The 18,677-nt window shown below is 64.6% G+C and carries 16 protein-coding genes; 11 read left to right on the forward strand and 5 right to left on the reverse strand.

The annotated features are described in order from the left end of the window. Positions 1-11: 11 nt before the first annotated feature. From tpx to HU763_RS13470, 4 genes are all read right to left on the reverse strand, one after another. Positions 12-512, reverse strand: coding sequence for a thiol peroxidase (tpx, locus tag HU763_RS13455; RefSeq protein ID WP_170030239.1), 501 nt, complete (start codon positions 510-512; stop codon positions 12-14). A gap of 167 nt (positions 513-679) precedes the next feature. Next, positions 680-1,960 (reverse strand): serine/threonine transporter, encoded by a 1,281-nt coding sequence (locus HU763_RS13460; protein ID WP_170030240.1) that lies wholly within the window; start codon positions 1,958-1,960, stop codon positions 680-682. Between the two features lie 326 nt (positions 1,961-2,286). Then, positions 2,287-3,483, reverse strand: a complete 1,197-nt coding sequence (locus tag HU763_RS13465; protein WP_186685639.1) for an amino acid aminotransferase — start codon at positions 3,481-3,483, stop codon at positions 2,287-2,289. Positions 3,484-3,698: 215 nt separating this feature from the next. Then, positions 3,699-4,724 (reverse strand): Ldh family oxidoreductase, encoded by a 1,026-nt coding sequence (locus tag HU763_RS13470; protein WP_186685637.1) that lies wholly within the window; start codon positions 4,722-4,724, stop codon positions 3,699-3,701. A gap of 143 nt (positions 4,725-4,867) precedes the next feature. On the opposite strand from HU763_RS13470, the gene HU763_RS13475 reads away from it, so the two are divergent. The 11 genes from HU763_RS13475 (at position 4,868) to HU763_RS13525 (ending at position 17,817) form a co-directional block, all read left to right on the forward strand. Continuing rightward, positions 4,868-5,740: a MurR/RpiR family transcriptional regulator gene (locus tag HU763_RS13475; protein ID WP_186685635.1), complete on the forward strand. Its 873-nt coding sequence runs from the start codon at positions 4,868-4,870 to the stop codon at positions 5,738-5,740. 21 nt (positions 5,741-5,761) lie between these two features. Continuing rightward, positions 5,762-6,514 carry a transporter substrate-binding domain-containing protein gene (locus HU763_RS13480; protein ID WP_170030244.1) on the forward strand — a complete coding sequence of 251 codons (753 nt, stop codon included), beginning with the start codon at positions 5,762-5,764 and terminating at the stop codon, positions 6,512-6,514. A gap of 169 nt (positions 6,515-6,683) precedes the next feature. Further along, complete coding sequence (locus tag HU763_RS13485; protein WP_170030245.1) at positions 6,684-7,403, forward strand: ABC transporter permease; 720 nt, start codon at positions 6,684-6,686, stop codon at positions 7,401-7,403. After that, positions 7,400-8,110 carry an ABC transporter permease gene (locus tag HU763_RS13490; protein ID WP_170030246.1) on the forward strand — a complete coding sequence of 237 codons (711 nt, stop codon included), beginning with the start codon at positions 7,400-7,402 and terminating at the stop codon, positions 8,108-8,110. The genes HU763_RS13485 and HU763_RS13490 overlap by 4 nt, the downstream gene beginning before the upstream one ends. A 17-nt stretch (positions 8,111-8,127) precedes the next feature. Next, positions 8,128-9,372 carry an NAD(P)/FAD-dependent oxidoreductase gene (locus HU763_RS13495; protein WP_170030247.1) on the forward strand — a complete coding sequence of 415 codons (1,245 nt, stop codon included), beginning with the start codon at positions 8,128-8,130 and terminating at the stop codon, positions 9,370-9,372. A 23-nt stretch (positions 9,373-9,395) separates the two neighbouring features. Beyond that, positions 9,396-10,178 (forward strand): amino acid ABC transporter ATP-binding protein, encoded by a 783-nt coding sequence (locus HU763_RS13500; protein ID WP_186685633.1) that lies wholly within the window; start codon positions 9,396-9,398, stop codon positions 10,176-10,178. A 490-nt stretch (positions 10,179-10,668) separates the two neighbouring features. After that, complete coding sequence (locus HU763_RS13505; protein WP_170030249.1) at positions 10,669-11,478, forward strand: gamma-glutamyl-gamma-aminobutyrate hydrolase family protein; 810 nt, start codon at positions 10,669-10,671, stop codon at positions 11,476-11,478. 572 nt (positions 11,479-12,050) lie between these two features. Continuing rightward, positions 12,051-12,962: a 5-dehydro-4-deoxyglucarate dehydratase gene (kdgD, locus tag HU763_RS13510; protein WP_186685631.1), complete on the forward strand. Its 912-nt coding sequence runs from the start codon at positions 12,051-12,053 to the stop codon at positions 12,960-12,962. A 101-nt stretch (positions 12,963-13,063) separates the two neighbouring features. Next, entirely contained in the window at positions 13,064-14,425 is a 1,362-nt protein-coding gene (locus HU763_RS13515) for an MFS transporter (RefSeq protein ID WP_170030251.1), read from the forward strand. A gap of 76 nt (positions 14,426-14,501) precedes the next feature. Further along, entirely contained in the window at positions 14,502-16,055 is a 1,554-nt protein-coding gene (gene garD / locus HU763_RS13520) for a galactarate dehydratase (RefSeq protein WP_186685629.1), read from the forward strand. 181 nt (positions 16,056-16,236) lie between these two features. Next, on the forward strand, positions 16,237-17,817 hold the full coding sequence (locus tag HU763_RS13525; RefSeq protein ID WP_186685627.1) for an aldehyde dehydrogenase (NADP(+)): 1,581 nt from the start codon (positions 16,237-16,239) through the stop codon (positions 17,815-17,817). Positions 17,818-17,905: 88 nt separating this feature from the next. Here the strand turns inward: HU763_RS13525 and HU763_RS13530 are convergent, their stop codons facing one another. Then, positions 17,906-18,655, reverse strand: a complete 750-nt coding sequence (locus tag HU763_RS13530; RefSeq protein WP_170030254.1) for a FadR/GntR family transcriptional regulator — start codon at positions 18,653-18,655, stop codon at positions 17,906-17,908. Positions 18,656-18,677 lie beyond the last annotated feature (22 nt).

Here is an 18,677-nt window from a genome sequence, read left to right on the forward strand (position 1 = left end):
CCCAACAACCCTTACTTCAGCACAGCCAGAGCTGCGTCGTAGTTCGGCTCATCAGCGATTTCGCCAACCAGCTCGCTGTGCAGCACCTTGTCGTTCTCGTCCAGCACCACCACGGCGCGGGCAGCCAGGCCGGCCAGCGGGCCGTCGGCGATGGCAACGCCGTAGTTGTCGAGGAACTCGCGGCCACGCAGGGTCGACAGGTTCTTCACGTTGTCCAGGCCCTCGGCGCCGCAGAAGCGGGCCTGGGCGAACGGCAGGTCGGCGGAAATGCACAGCACCACGGTGTTGTCCAGTTTGTTGGCCTGGGCGTTGAACTTGCGCACGGAAGTGGCGCAGGTCGGGGTATCGACGCTAGGGAAAATGTTCAGCACCTTGCGCTTGCCGGCGTAGTCCTGCAGCGACTTGTCGGCCAGGCCTTCACCGACCAGGGAGAAGGCCGGAGCCTGGGCGCCGGCCTGTGGCAGGTTGCCGTTGACCTGAACCGGGTTGCCTTTGAGAGTCACTTGAGCCATGACGAATTCCTTATGCGGGGGTTTGAAAAGGACACTGAGTTAAGCATGAAGGCGGTCGGGTGCCTATGGGGCAGGTGAAATTGTTCTATTGCCTGACAAAACTTGTGGACAAAAAAATGCCCGGGTAGCGACAAACGCCCCGGGCATGCTTCATCGACTGCAGTGCATCAGCTCACCAGGCCGTACACCACCGAGGTCAGCGCAACCAGGCCGACCACCACGACGAACAGGTTGGACGCCGCACCGCTGTACTTGCGCATCGACGGTACCCGGCGGATGGCATACATCGGCATCAGGAACAGCAGCACCGCGATGATCGGGCCGCCCAGCGACTCGATCATGCCGAGGATGCTCGGGTTGAGGGTGGCCACGATCCAGCACACCACCAGCATCAGCGCGGCTACCACACGGTCCAGGGCCTTGGCCCCCGGGCGTGCGCCAGTCTTGCTGATGATGCCCTTGAGGCCTTCGCTGGCACCGATGTAGTGGCCGAGGAAGGACTTGGCGATGGCCACGAAGGCAATCAGCGGCGCGGCGAAGGCGATGGTCGGGTTGCTGAAGTGGTTGGCCAGGTATGACAGGATCGACAGGTTCTGTGCCTTGGCCTCGGCCAGCTGGGCGCTGTTCAGGGTGAGCACGCAGCTGAACACGAAGAACAGCACCATCAGCACCATCAACAGGTGTGCGCGCCGCAGGATCTGGCCGCTGCGCTCATCGGCGTGCTCACCGTAGCGGCGTTTCTGGTCAACGGCAAAGGCCGAGATGATCGGCGAGTGGTTGAACGAGAACACCATCACCGGAATCGCCAGCCACACGGTATGCAGGAACGCCGATGCCGGCGGTACTTGGTGGGCGCCATCGAGGATGCCGCCGGTCCAGTGCGGGACCAGGTACAGGCCCAGCAGCCCCAGGGCGACGATGAACGGGTAGACCAGCAGGCTCATGACCTTCACCGTGGCCTGCTCGCCGCAGCGCACGATGGCCAGCAGGCCGAGGATCAGCACGAACGACAGGATGGCCCGCGGCGGCGGCTCCAGGTGCAGCTGGTGCTCCATGAAGCTGGCCACGGTGTTGGTCAGCGCCACGCTATAGATAAGCAGGATCGGGAAGATCGCGAAGAAGTACAGCACGGTGATCGCGCCACCGGCGGAGGCGCCGAAGTGCTCCTTGACCACCTCGGTGATGTCGCCACCCGCGCGCCCCGAGAGGACGAAGCGGGTCAGCCCGCGGTGGGCAAAATAAGTCATCGGGAAGGCCAGCGCGGCCAGGATCAGCAGCGGCCAGAAGCCGCCGAGGCCCGCGTTGATCGGCAGGAACAGGGTTCCGGCGCCGATGGCTGTGCCGAACAGGCCCAGCATCCAGGTGGTGTCGTGACGCGACCAGCTGCCGAGGGTGGCGGGGGTCGATTCTGCAAAGCGTTGTTCAACGCTCGGGGCCTGCTCATTCATTCCGGGTGAAGCTCCACTCGCAAGACTGCAACAGGCTGAGAATGGCGGACTAGACGTTCCGCCCAACTCAACCGGGAAAGAGGGGCGCGATTGTGCACGGAAAGGTTGCACTTGCGAAGCCCTATCCGAGGGACGGTTGCACTTGTCTTTACAAGCGGGTTGTGCCTACAGGCTGGAGGGGATTGTGCAGGAGCGGCCTTGCGTCGCGATGGGCCGCGACGCGGCCCCGGCAATATTTGCGGCGAAGCTGCAAAATGTGGGGCGCTGTGCGCCCCTATCGCGACACGAGGCCGCTCCTACAAGGGCGCGTCGTCCTGGGAGAAGGGTTACTTCTGGACCGCAGCGAAGGCTTCGGCAACCCGTTGCAGGTTGGCCGGGCGCAGGCCGGACATGCACACGCGGCCGCTGTCGATCAGGTACACCCCGAACTCGTCACGCAGGCGGCGTACCTGCTCGACGCTGAAGCCGGTGTAGCTGAACATGCCGCGCTGACGCAGGAAGAACTGGAAGTCCTGGCCTGGCAGCAGCACTGCCAGGGCATCGACCAGCGCCTGGCGCATGTCGAGGATGCGCTTGCGCATCACTTCGACTTCCGCCGCCCACTGGGCATTCAGGCCGGCATCGCCGAGCACGCCAGCGACCAGCTGGGCACCGAAGTTGGGCGGGCTGGAGTAGTTGCGGCGCACGGTGGCCTTGAGCTGGCCGAGCACGCTCTGGGCGGTGGCCTCGTCGTCGCAGACCACCGACAGGCCACCGACGCGCTCGCCATAAAGCGAGAAAATTTTCGAGAACGAGTTGCTGACCAGGCACGGTACGCCGGCGCGGGCCATTTCGCGGATGGCATAGGCATCCTCCACCAGGCCTTCGGCGAAGCCCTGGTAGGCGATGTCGAGGAACGGGATCAGCTGGCGCGCCTTGACCACTTCGACCACTTGCTGCCACTGCTGCTGGTCCAGGTCAGCCCCGGTCGGGTTGTGGCAGCACGGGTGCAGCAGCACCACGCTGTTGGCCGGCAGGGTTTGCAAGGTGGCCAGCATGCCGTCGAAGTCCACGCCACGGCTGGCCTGGTCGAAGTACGGGTAGGTGTGCACCTTGAAACCGGCGCCTTCGAAAATGGCGCGGTGGTTGTCCCAGGTCGGGTTGCTGACCCAGACTTCGGATTGCGGGAAGTAACGCTTGAGGAAGTCGGCACCGACTTTCAGCGCACCGGAACCGCCCACGGTCTGCACGGTGGCCACCCGGCCAGCGGTCACGGCCGGGTGATCGGCCCCGAACAGCAGCGCCTGGATGGCCTGGCGGTAGCTGGCCAGACCTTCCATCGGCAGGTACAGCGAAGCTTCATGGTCCTGGCCGGCGATGCGTTTTTCCACCGCATCCACAGCCGCCAGTTGCGGCACCACGCCGGCCTCATCGTAGTACAGGCCGATACTCAGGTTGACCTTGTCGGCGCGCGGGTCGGCCTTGAAGGTTTCCATCAGCGAGAGGATCGGGTCGCCGGCATAGGCATCGACATGTTTGAACACAGCGTGCAGCTCCTTGGATCAGGACAGTACGAAAAGTCAGCCCTGAGCATACCCGGAGTGCACGGTCAGGAACATCAACTATTGTGCAAGGTTGTCCATGCAACGATGCATGGCTCGGGGCAGTGGCGAATTCTTCGCGGGCAAGCCCGCCCCCACTGGTACTGCGAGGACGGTGATATCCCTGTGGGAGCGGGCGTGCCCGCGAAGAGGCCGGGTCAGCCAAGCAGCGCTTTCAAGCCCTGCAACTCTTGTTCGGTCAGCGCCACCCCCTCCTCCTCGGCCACTTCGCGCTCGCGGTAGCGCCGTTCACCGGGCATACGGGTCAGCCCTGCCGCCTGCATCTGCTCCACCAGTTCGCGGCTGCGCTGGGCAAAGCGCTCGCCCTCGGCCTTGCTCGGGTCGATGACGATGATCAGCTGCCCGGTCCATGGTGTTTTCGCGCCCGGATGCCCCGACCAGTCGAACTCCCACGAAAAGTGCCCGCCGGTCAGCGCCGCCGCCAGCAACTCGACCATCATCGACAGCGCCGAGCCCTTGTGCCCGCCAAACGGCAGCAAGGCGCCACCTTCCAGGATTGCCTTGGGGTCGGTGGTCGGCTCGCCATTGGCATCCACGCCCATGCCTTCAGGCAACTGCTGGCCGGCGCGCGCGGCAATCTGCACGTCACCGTGGGCCATGGCACTGGTGGCCATGTCGAAGACGATCGGGTCGTGTTCGGCACAGGGCGCGGCAAAGGCGATGGGGTTGGTGCCAAACAGCGGCTTGCGCGCACCATGCGGCACCACGCAGGTCATGCTGTTGACCACGCTCAGGGCCACCAGGCCTTCCTCGGCGAAAGGTTCCACGTCTGGCCACAGCGCGGCGAAGTGGTGCGAGTTGTGAATCGCCAGTACCGCGATGCCAGCGTTGCGCGCCTTGGCCACCAGTAGGCCACGGGCTGCCGCCAGTGCCGGCTGGGCAAAGCCGCCTGCGGCATCGACACGCACATAGCCAGCCGCCACGTCGCTTACCTGCGGCGTGGCCTGGCCGTCGACCCAGCCACTGGCCAGCGTCGAGACATAGCCAGGCATGCGGAACACCCCATGGCTGTGGGCACCATCGCGCTGGGCGCTGGCGCAATTGTGAGCCAATACACGGGCCACGCCATCGCTGCAACCATGGCGCTGGAAAATAGCCTGCAACAAGGCCTGGAGCTCGGTGAAAGGCACGCGCACGACAGTGCTGGTGGAAGGTGCGGACATCTGAAGCTCCTTTATTGGAATTGGAATGGCTACAGCGTGCAACGACAAAAACTTTCCTGCATGTGACAGCTATCTGTCAATTGTTGACTTGATGACAGAAAACATTCATTTTCTTCCACAAGCCTCACCCCTGGAGCCGCAGCATGAGCCAAATGATCAAGCAACGCCTGGAACACAGCCTCGAAGGGGCCGCAGCTTCCGGCCGCAAGATCGCCACCTACATGCTCGCCAACCTGCATGAACTGCCGTTCCAGACCTCGGCCAGCATCGCTGCCAAGCTGGGCGTCAGCGAATCCAGCGTTGGCCGCTTCTGCCGCTCACTGGGTTATGCCCATCTCAAGGCGCTCAAGCAAAACCTGCAGAACGACCTGGGTGACGGCCCGTGGCTGGTGGGCGACCGCCTGCAAGATTACCGCCAGAATCAGGACGCCGGCGACAACGCTGGCAGCCTGGAGCTGGAAATCGCCGCCCTGGTGCGTGTGCACGAGTATCGCCAGGGCAGCGCCTGGCACGCCGTCGCGCAACGCCTGGCGAGCAAGCAGCGGGTGTTCATTGCCGGTTTCCAGACCGAGCGCGGCATCGCCATGTGCATGAGCCATCTGCTGCAGTACCTGCGCGATGGCGTGCAACTGGTCGATCTCGGCGCCGGCCACTTCGGCGACGTGTTGCTGGGCCGCGCCGAGGACAGCGCCCTGGTGGTATTCGAGGCACGCCGCTATTCCCGCCATGCCCTGCTGTTGTGCCAGAAGGCGCGCGAGGCCGGCATTGCGGTCACCCTGGTGACCGACACCTTCTGTGACTGGGCCGATGCCAATGCCGACGAGGTGTTCCGCATCCCCACCGAATTCAACCTGTTCTGGGAATCCACCTCGACCATGCTGTCGTGGGTGCACCTGATGGTCAACGAGGTCTGCAAGAAGCTCGGGCCGGATGTTGAAAAACGCTTGGAAGCAACTGCCGCTCTACATAACGAATTCGTCGGCTACACCTCGTGGTCGGCGGGAAAACAACAATAGCAAGAGTGCAAGAGGTGCGAGATGAACAAGACCATGGCCTTGGTGGGTGCGTGCGCCCTGCTGCTGTCGGGCGCCGCCAGTGCCGAAACCCTGCGCTTCGCCACCGAGGGCGCCTACCCGCCCTTCAATTACGTCGACGCCAATAACCAGTTGCATGGCTTCGATGTCGACATCACCCACGCCCTGTGCGAGCAGATGAAAGTCGAATGCACGCTGGTGGCCCAGGACTGGGAAGGCATCATCCCCGCCCTGATGGCACGCAAGTACGACGCGGTGGTGGCCTCGATGATCAACACCGAGGAGCGGCGCAAGAAGATCGCCTTCACCGACCACTACTACCGCACACCGCTGACCGTCGCCGTGGCCAAGGACAGCAAGATCAGCGACGCCCAGACCAACTTCGACGGCTATACCGTGGGCGCGCAGTCGTCGTCGACCCAGGCCATCTACGCCGAAGACGTCTATGCCAAGGCAGGCGCCGACGTGAAGCTGTACCCGACCATGGACGAAGCCAACGCCGACCTCGCCGCTGGCCGCCTGGACGGCGTGATCGCCGACAAGTTCCCGCTGCAGGAGTGGATGACCAAGAACGGCGGGGACTGCTGCAAGATCCTCGGCGACGTGGCCAACACCAAGGCCGACGCCGCGATTGCCGTGCGCAAGGACGACGAGGCCCTGCGCCAGCGCCTGAATACTGCGCTGCAACAGATCGTGGCCAACGGCACCTACCAGAAGATCGCCAGCAAGTACTTCGCTTTCGATATCTACAACTGATCTTCAGGAAACTGCGCAATCTGTAGGAGCGGCCTTGCGTCGCGACAGGGCCGCAAGGCGGCCCCGGCACTCCCTGCCACGGCATAGATCCTGGGGCTGCTGCGCAGCCCTTTCGCGACACCAGGCCGCTCCTGCAAAGAGTCCGCGTTGCCCATCCTAGGGGTTTGTCATGCTCGATCAATTGTCCTTGCTGTCCTTCGCCAGCGGAGGCTGGGGCCAGGCGCTGCTGGCCGGCGCCCTGGTCACCCTGTCCCTGGCCCTGGCCTGCCTGCCCGTCGGCCTGCCGCTGGGCCTGCTGGTCGCCCTCGCGGCACGCTCGCGCAAGCGCCTGCCTCGGCTCTGGGCCACCACCTTCTCCACCGTGTTCCGTGGCCTGCCCGAACTGCTGACGCTGCTGATCATCTATTACGGCTGCCAGATCGCGGCGCAGAAGATCCTCGCCGCCATGGGTTATCCGGGTGAGTTCCTGATCAACACCTTCCTTGCCGCGATGATCGCCTTCAGCCTGGTGTTCGCCGCCTTTTCCAGCGAAATCTGGCTGGCCGCCTTCAAGACCTTGCCCAAGGGCCAGCTGGAAGCGTGCTCGGCGCTGGGCCTGAGCAAACGCACGGGTTTCTTCAAGGTGCTGCTGCCGCAACTGACCCGTATCGCCCTGCCCGGCCTGTCCAACAACTGGCTGTCGCTGCTCAAGGACACCTCACTGGTTTCCACCATCTCGCTGGTCGACCTGATGCGCCAGACCAACCTGGCAGTCAGCGTGACCAAGGAACCAATGTTCTTCTATGGCGTCGCCTGCCTGGGCTACCTGCTGTTCGCCGCCCTCTCCGGACGCGTGTTCGCCTTCATCGAACGGCGCAGCAACCGCCACCTGCAAGGAGCACGCGCATGAGCCTCGAACAACTGCTGGCGTTGGTGGTCGACCCCAACCTGCTGGAGCGCTACGGCCCGCGTTTCCTCGATGGCCTGCTGGTGACCGCCAAACTTGTGGCGATTTCCTTCAGCCTGGGTGCCCTGCTGGGCTTGCTGCTGGCCCTGGCGCGCATGTCGCGCAGCCTGCTGCTGCAACGCGTGGCTGCAGGCTACGTGTACTTCTTCCGCGGCTCGCCGCTGCTGGCCCAGCTGTTCCTGCTGTATTACGGCCTGGGCTCGCTCAAGGGCTTCTGGCAGGACGTCGGCCTGTGGTGGTTCTTCCGCGAGGCGTGGTTCTGCACCCTGCTGGCATTCACCCTGAATACTGCCGCCTACCAGGCCGAGATCTTCCGCGGCAGCCTGATGGCCGTGGCTCCTGGCCAGCATGAAGCAGCGCGGGCCCTGAACCTGAAGCGCTCGACCACCTTTTTCAAGGTGATCCTGCCGCAGTCGCTGTTGGTGGCCATCGGCCCGCTGGGCAACGAACTGATCCTGATGATCAAGGCCAGCGCGATTGCCTCGCTGGTGACCATCTACGACCTGATGGGCGTGACCAAGCTGGCCTTCTCGCGCAGTTTCGACTTCCAGATCTACCTGTGGGCCGCCGTGCTCTACCTGCTGATCGTCGAACTGGTGCGGCGCCTGTTGAAGCACCTGGAAGCCCGCCTGGGCCGCCACCTGAATTGACCGAAGGATACGTTCCAATGCATTGCCAGACCCTTGTCCTCGGCGCCGGCATCGTCGGCGTCAGCACTGCGCTGCACCTGCAGGCCCGCGGGCGCCAGGTGATCCTGATCGACCGCGACGAACCGGGCAGCGGCACCAGCCACGGCAATGCCGGGCTGATCGAGCGCTCCAGCGTCATCCCCTACGCCTTCCCGCGGCAACTGGGCGCGCTGCTGCGCTACGGCCTGAACCGCCAGCCCGATGTGCGCTACAGCCTGCTGCACCTGCCCAAGGCGGCCCCGTGGCTATGGCGTTACTGGCGCCAGTCGGCCCCTGGGCGCCTGGCCGGGGCTGCCGCCGACATGCTGCCGCTGGTGCAACGTTGCGTCGAGGAACACGATGCGCTGATCGCTGCCGCCGGCCTGGAAGGCCTGGTGCAGGCCAAAGGCTGGATCGAAGTGTTCCGTGACCCGGCGCTGTTCGCGCAGGCCAAGGCCGACGCCATAGGCCTGAGCCGCTATGGCCTGCAGTTCGAAATCCTCGAATGCGGGCAGCTGCAGGCCCGCGAACAGCAACTGGACGCCACCGTGGTCGGTGGCATCCATTGGCTCGACCCCAAGACCGTGAACAACCCTGGCGCCCTCACCCGTGGCTATGCCAGCCTGTTCCTGCAACGCGGCGGGCAGTTCCTGCACGGCGATGCACGCAGCCTGCGCCAGCTCGATGGCCAATGGCAGGTCGACAGCCGCCGCGGCCCGATCACCGCCGATGAAGTGGTGGCCTGCCTCGGCCCACAGTCCGCCGATCTGTTCAGCGGCCTGGGCTATGAAATCCCATTGGCGATCAAGCGTGGCTACCACATGCACTACAGCACCCGTGACGGCGCGCAGCTGGAGCACTCCATCTGCGATACCCAGGGCGGCTACGTGCTGGCGCCCATGGCCCGCGGCGTGCGCCTGACCACCGGCATCGAGTTCGCAGCCAGCAGCGCACCGGGCAACCAGATCCAGCTGGGCCGCTGCGAAGCCCTGGCCCGCAAACTGTTCCCGGCGCTGGGCGAGCGCCTGGACGACAGCCCATGGCTGGGCCGCCGCCCCTGCCTGCCCGACATGCGCCCGGTGATCGGCCCGGCTCCGCGCCACCCAGGGCTGTGGTTCAACTTCGGCCATGCCCACCATGGCCTCACCCTGGGCCCGGTCAGCGGCCGCCTGCTGGCCGAACTGGTCACCGGCGAACGCCCCTTCACCGACCCCGCGCCCTATAGCGCGACCCGTTTCGACTGAACCCACGCGGGAGAACAACAAAGATGACCGCACCACTGAGCCTTGCCAGCCTTGCCCCCGAACCCGACCCACGCCCGGTGCTGATCCGCATCGAGGGCCTTAACAAGCACTACGGTGCCTTCCATGTACTGCGCGACATCAACCTGCAGGTGCGCGAAGGCGAACGCATCGTGCTTTGCGGGCCTTCCGGCTCGGGCAAATCGACGCTGATCCGTTGCATCAACCGCCTGGAAGTGGCCCAGCAGGGCAGCATCAAGGTGGACGGCATCGACCTGGCTGCCAGCAGCCGCGAAGCGGCGCGGGTGCGCAGCGATATCGGCATGGTGTTCCAGCACTTCAACCTGTTCCCGCACATGAGCGTGCTGGACAACTGCCTGCTGGCCCCCACCAGCGTGCGCGGGTTGTCGCGCAAGGATGCCGAAGAGCGCGCACGCATGTACCTGAGCAAGGTCGGTATCGAAAGCCAGGCGCACAAGTATCCCAGCCAGCTGTCCGGTGGCCAGCAGCAGCGGGTGGCGATCGCCCGGGCGCTGTGCATGAAGCCCCGTATCATGCTGTTCGACGAGCCCACCTCGGCACTGGACCCGGAGATGGTCGCCGAGGTGCTGGACGTGCTGGTGCAACTGGCCGGTACCGGAATGACCATGCTCTGCGTCACCCATGAAATGGGCTTTGCCCGGCAGGTCGCCGAGCGCGTGCTGTTCCTCGAGGGCGGGCAGATCATCGAGGACAGCCCGCCGCAGGTGTTCTTCAACCAGCCGCGTACCGAGCGGGCCAAAGGGTTTCTGGCGCAGATACTGCACTGATTGAAAATCATGCAAGCTGGCGCGATACCTGTGTAGGAGCGGCCTTGTGTCGCGAAAGGGCTGCATGGCAGCCCCAGGATTTTCAGCGCAGAAATACAAATTGCCGGGGCTGCGTTGCAGCCCTTCGCGACACAAGGCGCTGCTACACAGGTTCCGCGTCAGCGACGGCGTGAGCGACTCTACCGGGCCTTCATTGCACCGCTGCAAAGACCCGACTGCATCGTTAAATATTATTGACCTTAACCCCCGCCAAACCCACGCCGGCACAGGCCCGCATCGGTTTCAGCCCCCAAAAACCGGCGCATTCCCTGGCAACAAGCCCTGTTCCGTCGTTTGACATATCGAACGGCTCTGGCAAGCTATCTACAAGCCCCGACCGGAATCGTCGCCTCTGACGAGCCGGCAGTGCTCGGGGCTACAGGCTGCACCCAAGGCTACGCGCCGTGCACCTGCACAACAACGACAGGCCGAACCTGTCCCAAGGTGACATATGTCCAACAGCAACATTGGCAACAAGCAACCTTCCCTGCGCAAACCCGTCGTCCTGATGACCATGGGCAGCCAAGAGCGCAAAGGCCATGACTACCAGGTCATGACCCATAAATACATCACTCCGCTGGTCGAATTCGCCGATTGCGTACCGGTACTGGTCCCCACCTGCTGCGGCATCGATGACCTCGAAACCTACCTGGACATGGCCGACGGCGTGTACCTGACCGGCGCTGGCAGCAACATCGACCCGGCCCTGTACGGCCAGGAAAACCAGACCCCCGGCAAAGGCCAGGACAAGCACCGCGACCTGTTCGACATCCCCCTGGTAAAGGCAGCGATCAAGCGCGGCCTGCCGATCTTCGGCATCTGCCGGGGCATGCAGGAAATCAACGTGGCCCTGGGTGGCGACATCTACCAGAAGGTCTACGCCGAGCCTGGCTTCAACGACCATCGGGAAAACCCGGAAGACCCGGTCGAGGTGCAATACGCCCAGGTGCACGGCGTGAAGATCGAGCCTGGCAGCTGGCTGCGTGACACACTGGGTACCGACGAAATTCGCGTCAACTCGCTGCATGGCCAGGGCCTGCGCAAGCTCGGCGCCGGCATCGAGGCCATCGCCCATGCCGAAGACGGCCTGGTCGAGGCGATTCACGCCCCGAGCCTCTCGCCGTTCCTGTTCGCCGTGCAGTGGCATCCAGAGTGGCAAGCGGCGAGCAACCCGGACTCGATCAAGATCTTCCAGGCCTTCGGCGATGCTTGCCGGGCCCAGGTACGCAAGGCGCAGATCAAGCGCCAGCAGGCTGCCTGACCTTCGTTTCACTGCGCTTTGATCGCGGGGCGGCGCAAGGTCGCCCCCGTTTCCCCGGTCACCCTCTGCTGGTCCCAGAACACTTCCCGTGGAAGCGGGCGGCGGGCTTGTGCCTGTCTCCGCGATCTTTTTTCCTTTTTTTCTTAAGAGATATGATGACTGCCGAGCGGTTGTCGTTGGATCTTCTGCGCCTGGGAGATCGAGCGCCGCCCGCGCGGCGCATCGCGGATGAAATCCGCTCCTACATTTGTTGCAACGTGGCCATGCCTGACAGGCCATGGTTGTCAGCCGGTATGCAAGGCTCAAGTCATGCGCCAAGGCTGGCAACCATGGCGTAACAGGTTCGGCACGTTGCAACAAATGTGGGAGCGGATTTCATCCGCGATGCGCCGCGCGGGCGGCGCTCGATTTACGCAACCACACACATCTAAAACCAATCCGTCCTGCCATCCCCCTGCCATCCCCGCAAAAAATTCCCAAAAGGCACTAGTCATCGCACTAGTTGTACGATAACTTACCTCCAGCGCAGAACAACACCCTTCACCCCCAAGCGCCACAGGATGCCTACAACAATGACCCCACAAGAACTGAAATCCATCCTCTCCCACGGCCTGCTGTCCTTCCCGGTCACCGACTTCAATGCCCAGGGCGACTTCAACCCGGCGGGCTACATGAAGCGCCTGGAATGGCTCGCTCCCTACGGCGCCAGCGCCCTGTTCGCCGCCGGCGGCACCGGTGAGTTCTTCTCCCTGGCCGCCAGCGAGTACAGCCAGGTGATCAAGACCGCAGTCGACACCTGCGCCACCTCGGTACCGATCCTCGCCGGCGTTGGTGGTGCCACCCGCCAGGCCATCGAGTACGCCCAGGAAGCCGAGCGGCTGGGTGCCAAGGGCCTGTTGCTGTTGCCGCACTACCTGACCGAAGCCAGCCAGGAAGGCGTTGCCGCCCACGTCGAGGCAGTGTGCAAAGCGGTGAACATCGGCGTAGTGGTGTACAACCGCAACGTCTGCCGGCTGAACGCCGACCTGCTGGAAAAGCTCGCCGAACGCTGCCCGAACCTGATCGGCTACAAGGACGGCCTGGGCGACATCGAGCTGATGGTGTCGATCCGTCGCCGCCTGGGCGAGCGCTTCAGCTACCTGGGTGGCCTGCCGACCGCCGAGGTCTATGCGGCTGCCTACAAGGCCCTGGGCGTGCCGGTGTACTCCTCCGCCGTGTTCAACTTCGTGCCGAAGACCGCCATGGCCTTCTACAACGCCATTGCCCGTGACGACCAGGCCACCGTGGCCAAGCTGATCGACGACTTCTTCCTGCCCTACCTGGACATCCGCAACCGCAAGGCCGGTTACGCCGTCAGTATCGTCAAGGCCGGTGCCAGGATTGCCGGTTACGATGCAGGCCCGGTGCGTACCCCGCTGACCGACCTGACTGCCGACGAGTACCAGCAGCTCGCTGCGCTGATGGACAAGATGGGCCCGCAGTAGGCACTGCCCGCGGCCTGCCCGACGCCGCGCCCGGAGTGGCCAGCCACTCCGGTTATCCTTGATGAGCCCGCACAAAAATAACTAGTGGGAGTATTGCCAGCATGCAAGCGAGCAAAAAGACGCATGTGCGCTACCTGATCCTGTTCATGCTGTTTCTGGTGACCACGATCAACTACGCCGACCGCGCCACCATTGCCATCGCAGGTTCCAGCCTGCAGAAAGACCTCGGCATCGATGCCGTCACCCTGGGTTATATATTCTCCGCCTTCGGCTGGGCCTATGTGGCCGGGCAGATTCCCGGCGGCTGGCTGCTCGATCGCTTCGGTTCCAAGAACGTCTACGCCTTCAGCATCTTCACCTGGTCGTTGTTCACCTTGCTGCAGGGCTTTGTCGGTGGCCTGCCGGTGGCCTGGGCGGTGGTCACGCTGTTCACCCTGCGCTTCCTGGTCGGTTTTGCCGAAGCCCCGTCGTTCCCGGGGAATGCCCGCATCGTCGCCGCCTGGTTCCCGACCCAGGAACGCGGCACCGCCTCGGCCATCTTCAACTCGGCGCAATACTTTGCCACTGCCCTGTTCGCACCGCTGATGGGCTGGATCGTGTTCCGCTTCGGCTGGGAGCACGTGTTCATCGTCATGGGCGTACTGGGCATCGTGTTCTCCATGGTCTGGCTGAAGACCATCTACAACCCGCGCCAGCATCCGCGCATCAGCCCGGCCGAACTCGAGCACATAGAGCGAAATGGCGGCCTGGTGGACATGGACCAGAAACGCGGCAGCGACGGCCCGAAATGGGGCTACATCAGGCAACTGCTGACCAGCCGCATGCTGCTGGGGGTGTACCTGGGCCAATACTGCATCAACGCCATCACCTACTTCTTCCTAACCTGGTTCCCGGTGTACCTGGTACAGGAGCGCGGCATGACCATCCTCAAGGCCGGCTTCATCGCCTCGTTGCCGGCAATCTGCGGTTTCATCGGCGGCGTGCTCGGCGGGGTGATTTCCGACTGGCTGCTGCGCCGCGGCAACTCGCTGACCTTCTCGCGCAAGCTGCCGATCGTCTGCGGGCTGCTGCTGTCGACCAGCATGGTGTTCTGCAACTACGTCGACAGCGAATGGATGGTGGTCGGCTTCATGACCCTGGCGTTCTTCGGCAAAGGCATCGGCGCACTGGGCTGGGCGGTAGTCGCCGACACGTCGCCCAAGCAGATCGCCGGGCTTTCAGGCGGCCTGTTCAATACCTTCGGCAACATCGCCTCGATCACCACCCCGATCGTCATCGGCTACATCATCAGCGCCACCGGCTCGTTCAAGTGGGCACTGGTGTATGTGGGCGCCAATGCCTTGGTGGCGGTGTTCAGCTACCTGGTCATCGTCGGCCCGATCAAGCGCATCGAGCTGCGCGAACCGCCAAAGCCTGACGCCGGGCCAGTCGCCAGCGGCGAACTGGCCAGCTCGCAGCACTGACTGAGCACGCCTGTGCCGGCCCCCCGGCGCAGGCGGATGGACAAACGCCTGAGAACCTGACAAGTAGGGCCCGAACATGCAGTTGATCGAACATTCCGACTCGCCCCGCTACGTCCGCCTGCACGATGACGACAACGTCGTGGTGGTGGTCAATGCCGGCGGCCTGGGCGAAGGTGCCCGCTTCGCCGATGGCCTGACCCTGGTCGAAGGCGTGCCACAAAGCCACAAGGTGGCCACCGTGGCCATTGCCAAGGGCGAGCCCGTGCGCCGCTATGGGCAGATCATCGGCTACGCACTGGAGGACCTGCGCCAGGGCAGCTGGGTACAGGAGAGCCAGCTGGCCATGCCGGCGGCCCCGGCGCTGGACAGCCTGCCCCGCTGCGATGCTGTGCCGCAGCCGCTGCCGCCGCTCGAAGGCTTCAGCTTCCAAGGCTACCGCAATGCCGACGGCAGCGTCGGCACTCGCAACATTCTGGGCATCACCACCACCGTGCAGTGCGTGGCCGGGGTACTGGAGCACGCCGTCAAGCGCATTCGCAGCGAGCTGCTGCCCAGCTACCCGAACGTCGATGATGTGGTCGCCATCACCCACAGCTACGGCTGCGGCGTGGCGATCAACGCGCGCGATGCCTACATCCCGATCCGCACCGTGCGCAACCTGGCGCGCAACCCCAACCTCGGCGGCGAGGCCCTGGTCATCAGCCTGGGTTGCGAAAAGCTGCAGGCCGACCAGGTGATGCACGCCGACGACCCCTCGGTCGACCTCAGCGAGCCCTGGCTGTACCGCCTGCAGGACGCCAGCCTGGGCTTTGTGGAGATGATCGAACAGATCATGCAGCTGGCCGAAACCCGCCTGAAGAAACTCGACCAGCGCCGCCGCGAAAGCGTACCGGCCAGCGAACTGATCCTGGGCATGCAGTGCGGGGGCAGCGATGCCTTTTCCGGCATTACCGCCAACCCGGCGCTGGGCTACGCTGCCGACCTGCTGGTTCGCGCCGGTGCCACCGTGCTGTTCTCGGAGGTGACCGAAGTGCGCGATGCGATCTACATGCTGACTTCGCGCGCGCAAGACCAGGAAGTTGCCGATGCGCTCGTCCGCGAGATGGACTGGTACGACCGTTATCTGCAACAGGGTGCCGCCGACCGCAGCGCCAACACCACGCCAGGCAACAAGAAAGGCGGCCTGTCGAACATCGTCGAGAAGGCCCTGGGCTCGATCGTCAAGTCCGGCAGCGGTGCCATCCAGGGCGTGCTTGGCCCGGGCGAGCGGGTCAAGCGCAAAGGCCTGATCTTCTGCGCCACCCCGGCCAGCGACTTTGTCTGCGGCACCCTGCAGCTGGCCGCTGGCATGAACCTGCACGTGTTCACCACTGGCCGCGGCACCCCCTATGGCCTGGCCATGGCGCCGGTGGTCAAGGTCTGCACCCGCAGCGAGCTGGCCCAGCGCTGGCCCGACCTGATCGACATCGATGCCGGGCGCATCGCCAGCGGCCGCGCGACCATCGAAGAGCTGGGCTGGGAGCTGTTCCACTACTACCTGGACGTGGCCAGCGGCCGCAAGCGGACCTGGGCCGAGCAGCACCGCCTGCATAACGACATCACCCTGTTCAACCCGGCACCGATTACCTGATGCCCCCGAGGTTGCCCGGACGTCCGCTAGTTCACCCCCCCTGTAGGAGCGGGATCACCCGCGATCACCGGCACAGCCGGTGCCATCCATCGCGTTGGGTTGTTCGCGGGATAAACCCGCTCCAGCAGGGCTGCGCCCCGAATGCGTTCCACTTTTCCCCTAAAGCCCACAGGAGCACCCCATGCCTGAAATCCTCGGCCACAACTTCATCGCCGGCCAGCGCAGCGCCGCGGGCCAACAGCGCCTGCAGAGCCTGGACGCCAGCACTGGCGAGGCGCTGCCATACAATTTCTTCCAGGCTACCGAAGGCGAAGTGGACCAGGCTGCCAAGGCTGCCGCGGCGGCCTTTGCCGAATTCCGCCAGTTGGCCCCGACGCGGCGCGCCGAGTTCCTCGACGCCATTGCCGCCGAACTGGATGAGCTGGACGACGCCTTCGTCAGCATCGTTTGCCGCGAAACCGCCCTGCCCGCCGCACGTATCCACGGCGAGCGCGGCCGTACCAGTGGCCAGATGCGCCTGTTCGCCCAGGTATTGCGCCGCGGTGATTTCCTTGGGGCGCGCATCGACCTCGCCCTGCCAGAGCGCCAGCCGTTGCCACGCGCAGACCTGCGCCAGATGCGCATCGGCGTCGGCCCGGTTGCGGTGTTCGGCGCCAGCAACTTCCCGCTGGCCTTCTCCACCGCCGGGGGCGACACCGCCGCCGCCCTGGCTGCCGGTTGCCCGGTGGTGTTCAAGGCCCACAGCGGCCACATGGCCACGGCCGACCTGGTGGCCTGCGCCATCCAGCGCGCCGCCGAGCGCACCGGGATGCCCAAGGGGGTATTCAACATGGTCTTCGGTGGCGGCGTCGGCGAGTGGCTGGTCAAGCACCCGGCGATCCAGGCAGTTGGCTTTACCGGCTCGCTGAAAGGCGGTGACGCGCTGTGCCGCATGGCCGCCGAACGCCCGCAGCCAATCCCGGTGTTCGCTGAAATGTCCAGTATCAACCCGGTGATCATCCTGCCCGGCGCCCTGGCGAAGCGTGGTGATTCGATTGCCCGCGAACTGGCGGGTTCGGTCTGCCTCGGCGCTGGCCAGTTCTGCACCAACCCGGGCCTGGTGATCGGCCTGCAGTCGCCGCAGTACAGCCAGTTGCTGGCCGAGCTTGGCCACCACCTGGCTCAACAAGCCGGCCAGACCATGCTCAACGCCGCAGGCTTGCGCAGCTACGTTGCTGGCCTGGAGCATTTGCAGGCCCACGCCGGTATCCAGCACCTGGCCGGCCAGGCTCAGGCAGGCAGCCAGGCCCGTGCGCAGCTGTTCAAGGCCGATGCCCGCTTGCTGATCGAATCCGACCCGTTGCTGCAGGAAGAAGTGTTCGGCCCTGCCACCGTGGCCGTCGAAGTGCAGGACAACGCGCAATTGCGCAGCGCCTTGCTCGGCCTGCGTGGGCAACTGACCGCAACGCTGATCGGCGAGCCCGAGGACTTCGAGGCCTTTGCCTGGCTGGTGCCACTGCTGGAAGAAAAGGTCGGGCGGATTCTGGTGAACGGCTACCCGACCGGTGTCGAGGTATGTGAGGCAATGGTGCATGGCGGGCCGTACCCGGCAACCTCGGATGCCCGCGGCACCTCGGTCGGCACCCTGGCGATCGACCGTTTCCTGCGCCCGGTGTGTTACCAGAACTACCCGCAGGCGCTGTTGCCCGCAGCACTGCGCGATGACAACCCGCTGGGGCTACGTCGGCTGGTGAATGGCCAATGGCGTGAAGGGCCGATCTGACCGGTTGCCCAAAACAACGAAGCCCCGCGCATGGCGGGGCTTTTCTTTCGGCTTGCCGGCGAACAGGCCGGCGCTGCCAGCCAGGGGTTCAGGCCCCCTGGGCCTCGGCCTCGGCATGAGCCTGGCGCAAACGCTCACGGCTATTGCTCAGGTGCATGCGCATGGCCATCTTGGCCCCTTCGCTGTCACCCCGGGCGATGGCTTCGTAGATCGCCTCGTGCTCATGCATCAAGCGGCTCATGTAATGTGCCTGGTCATCATGCGCCAGCCGCGCCGAATTCAGCCGGGTACGCGGAATGATGCTGGTGCCCAGGTGGTTGATGATGTCGGCAAAGTAGTGGTTGCCGCTGGCCTGGGCGATGCGCAGGTGAAACTGGAAGTCGGCAGATACCGCATCACTGGCGTGGGCTGCCCCTTCGTTGATTTCATCCAGTGCCGCACGCATACCGGCCAGCTGTTCATCGCTGCGGCGCTGTGCTGCCAGGCCTGCCGACTCGATCTCCAGGGCAATGCGCAACTCGAGCACCGCCAGCACTTCGCGCAATGTGACGACAGTCGCCGGGTCGATGCGGAAGCCACCGGTGGCTGGCGCATCCAGGACAAAGGTGCCGATACCGTGACGGGTCTCGACCTGCCCGGCGGCCTGCAGCCGCGAGATTGCCTCCCGCACTACGGTGCGGCTGACGCCCTCTTCGGCCATGATCTGCGATTCGGTCGGCAACTTGTCGCCACGCTTGAGCTGGCCGCTGCGAATCCGCTCGGTCAGCACCGTGACCAGTTCCTGCGCCAGGCTGCGCGGCTTGCGCCGGGTCCTTGGCTGTACCTGCTGCTCTGTCATTACGCTGTATTTCACCTAGAAA

The sequence above is a fragment of the Pseudomonas anuradhapurensis genome (genome assembly GCF_014269225.2).
GTDB lineage: Bacteria > Pseudomonadota > Gammaproteobacteria > Pseudomonadales > Pseudomonadaceae > Aquipseudomonas > Aquipseudomonas anuradhapurensis.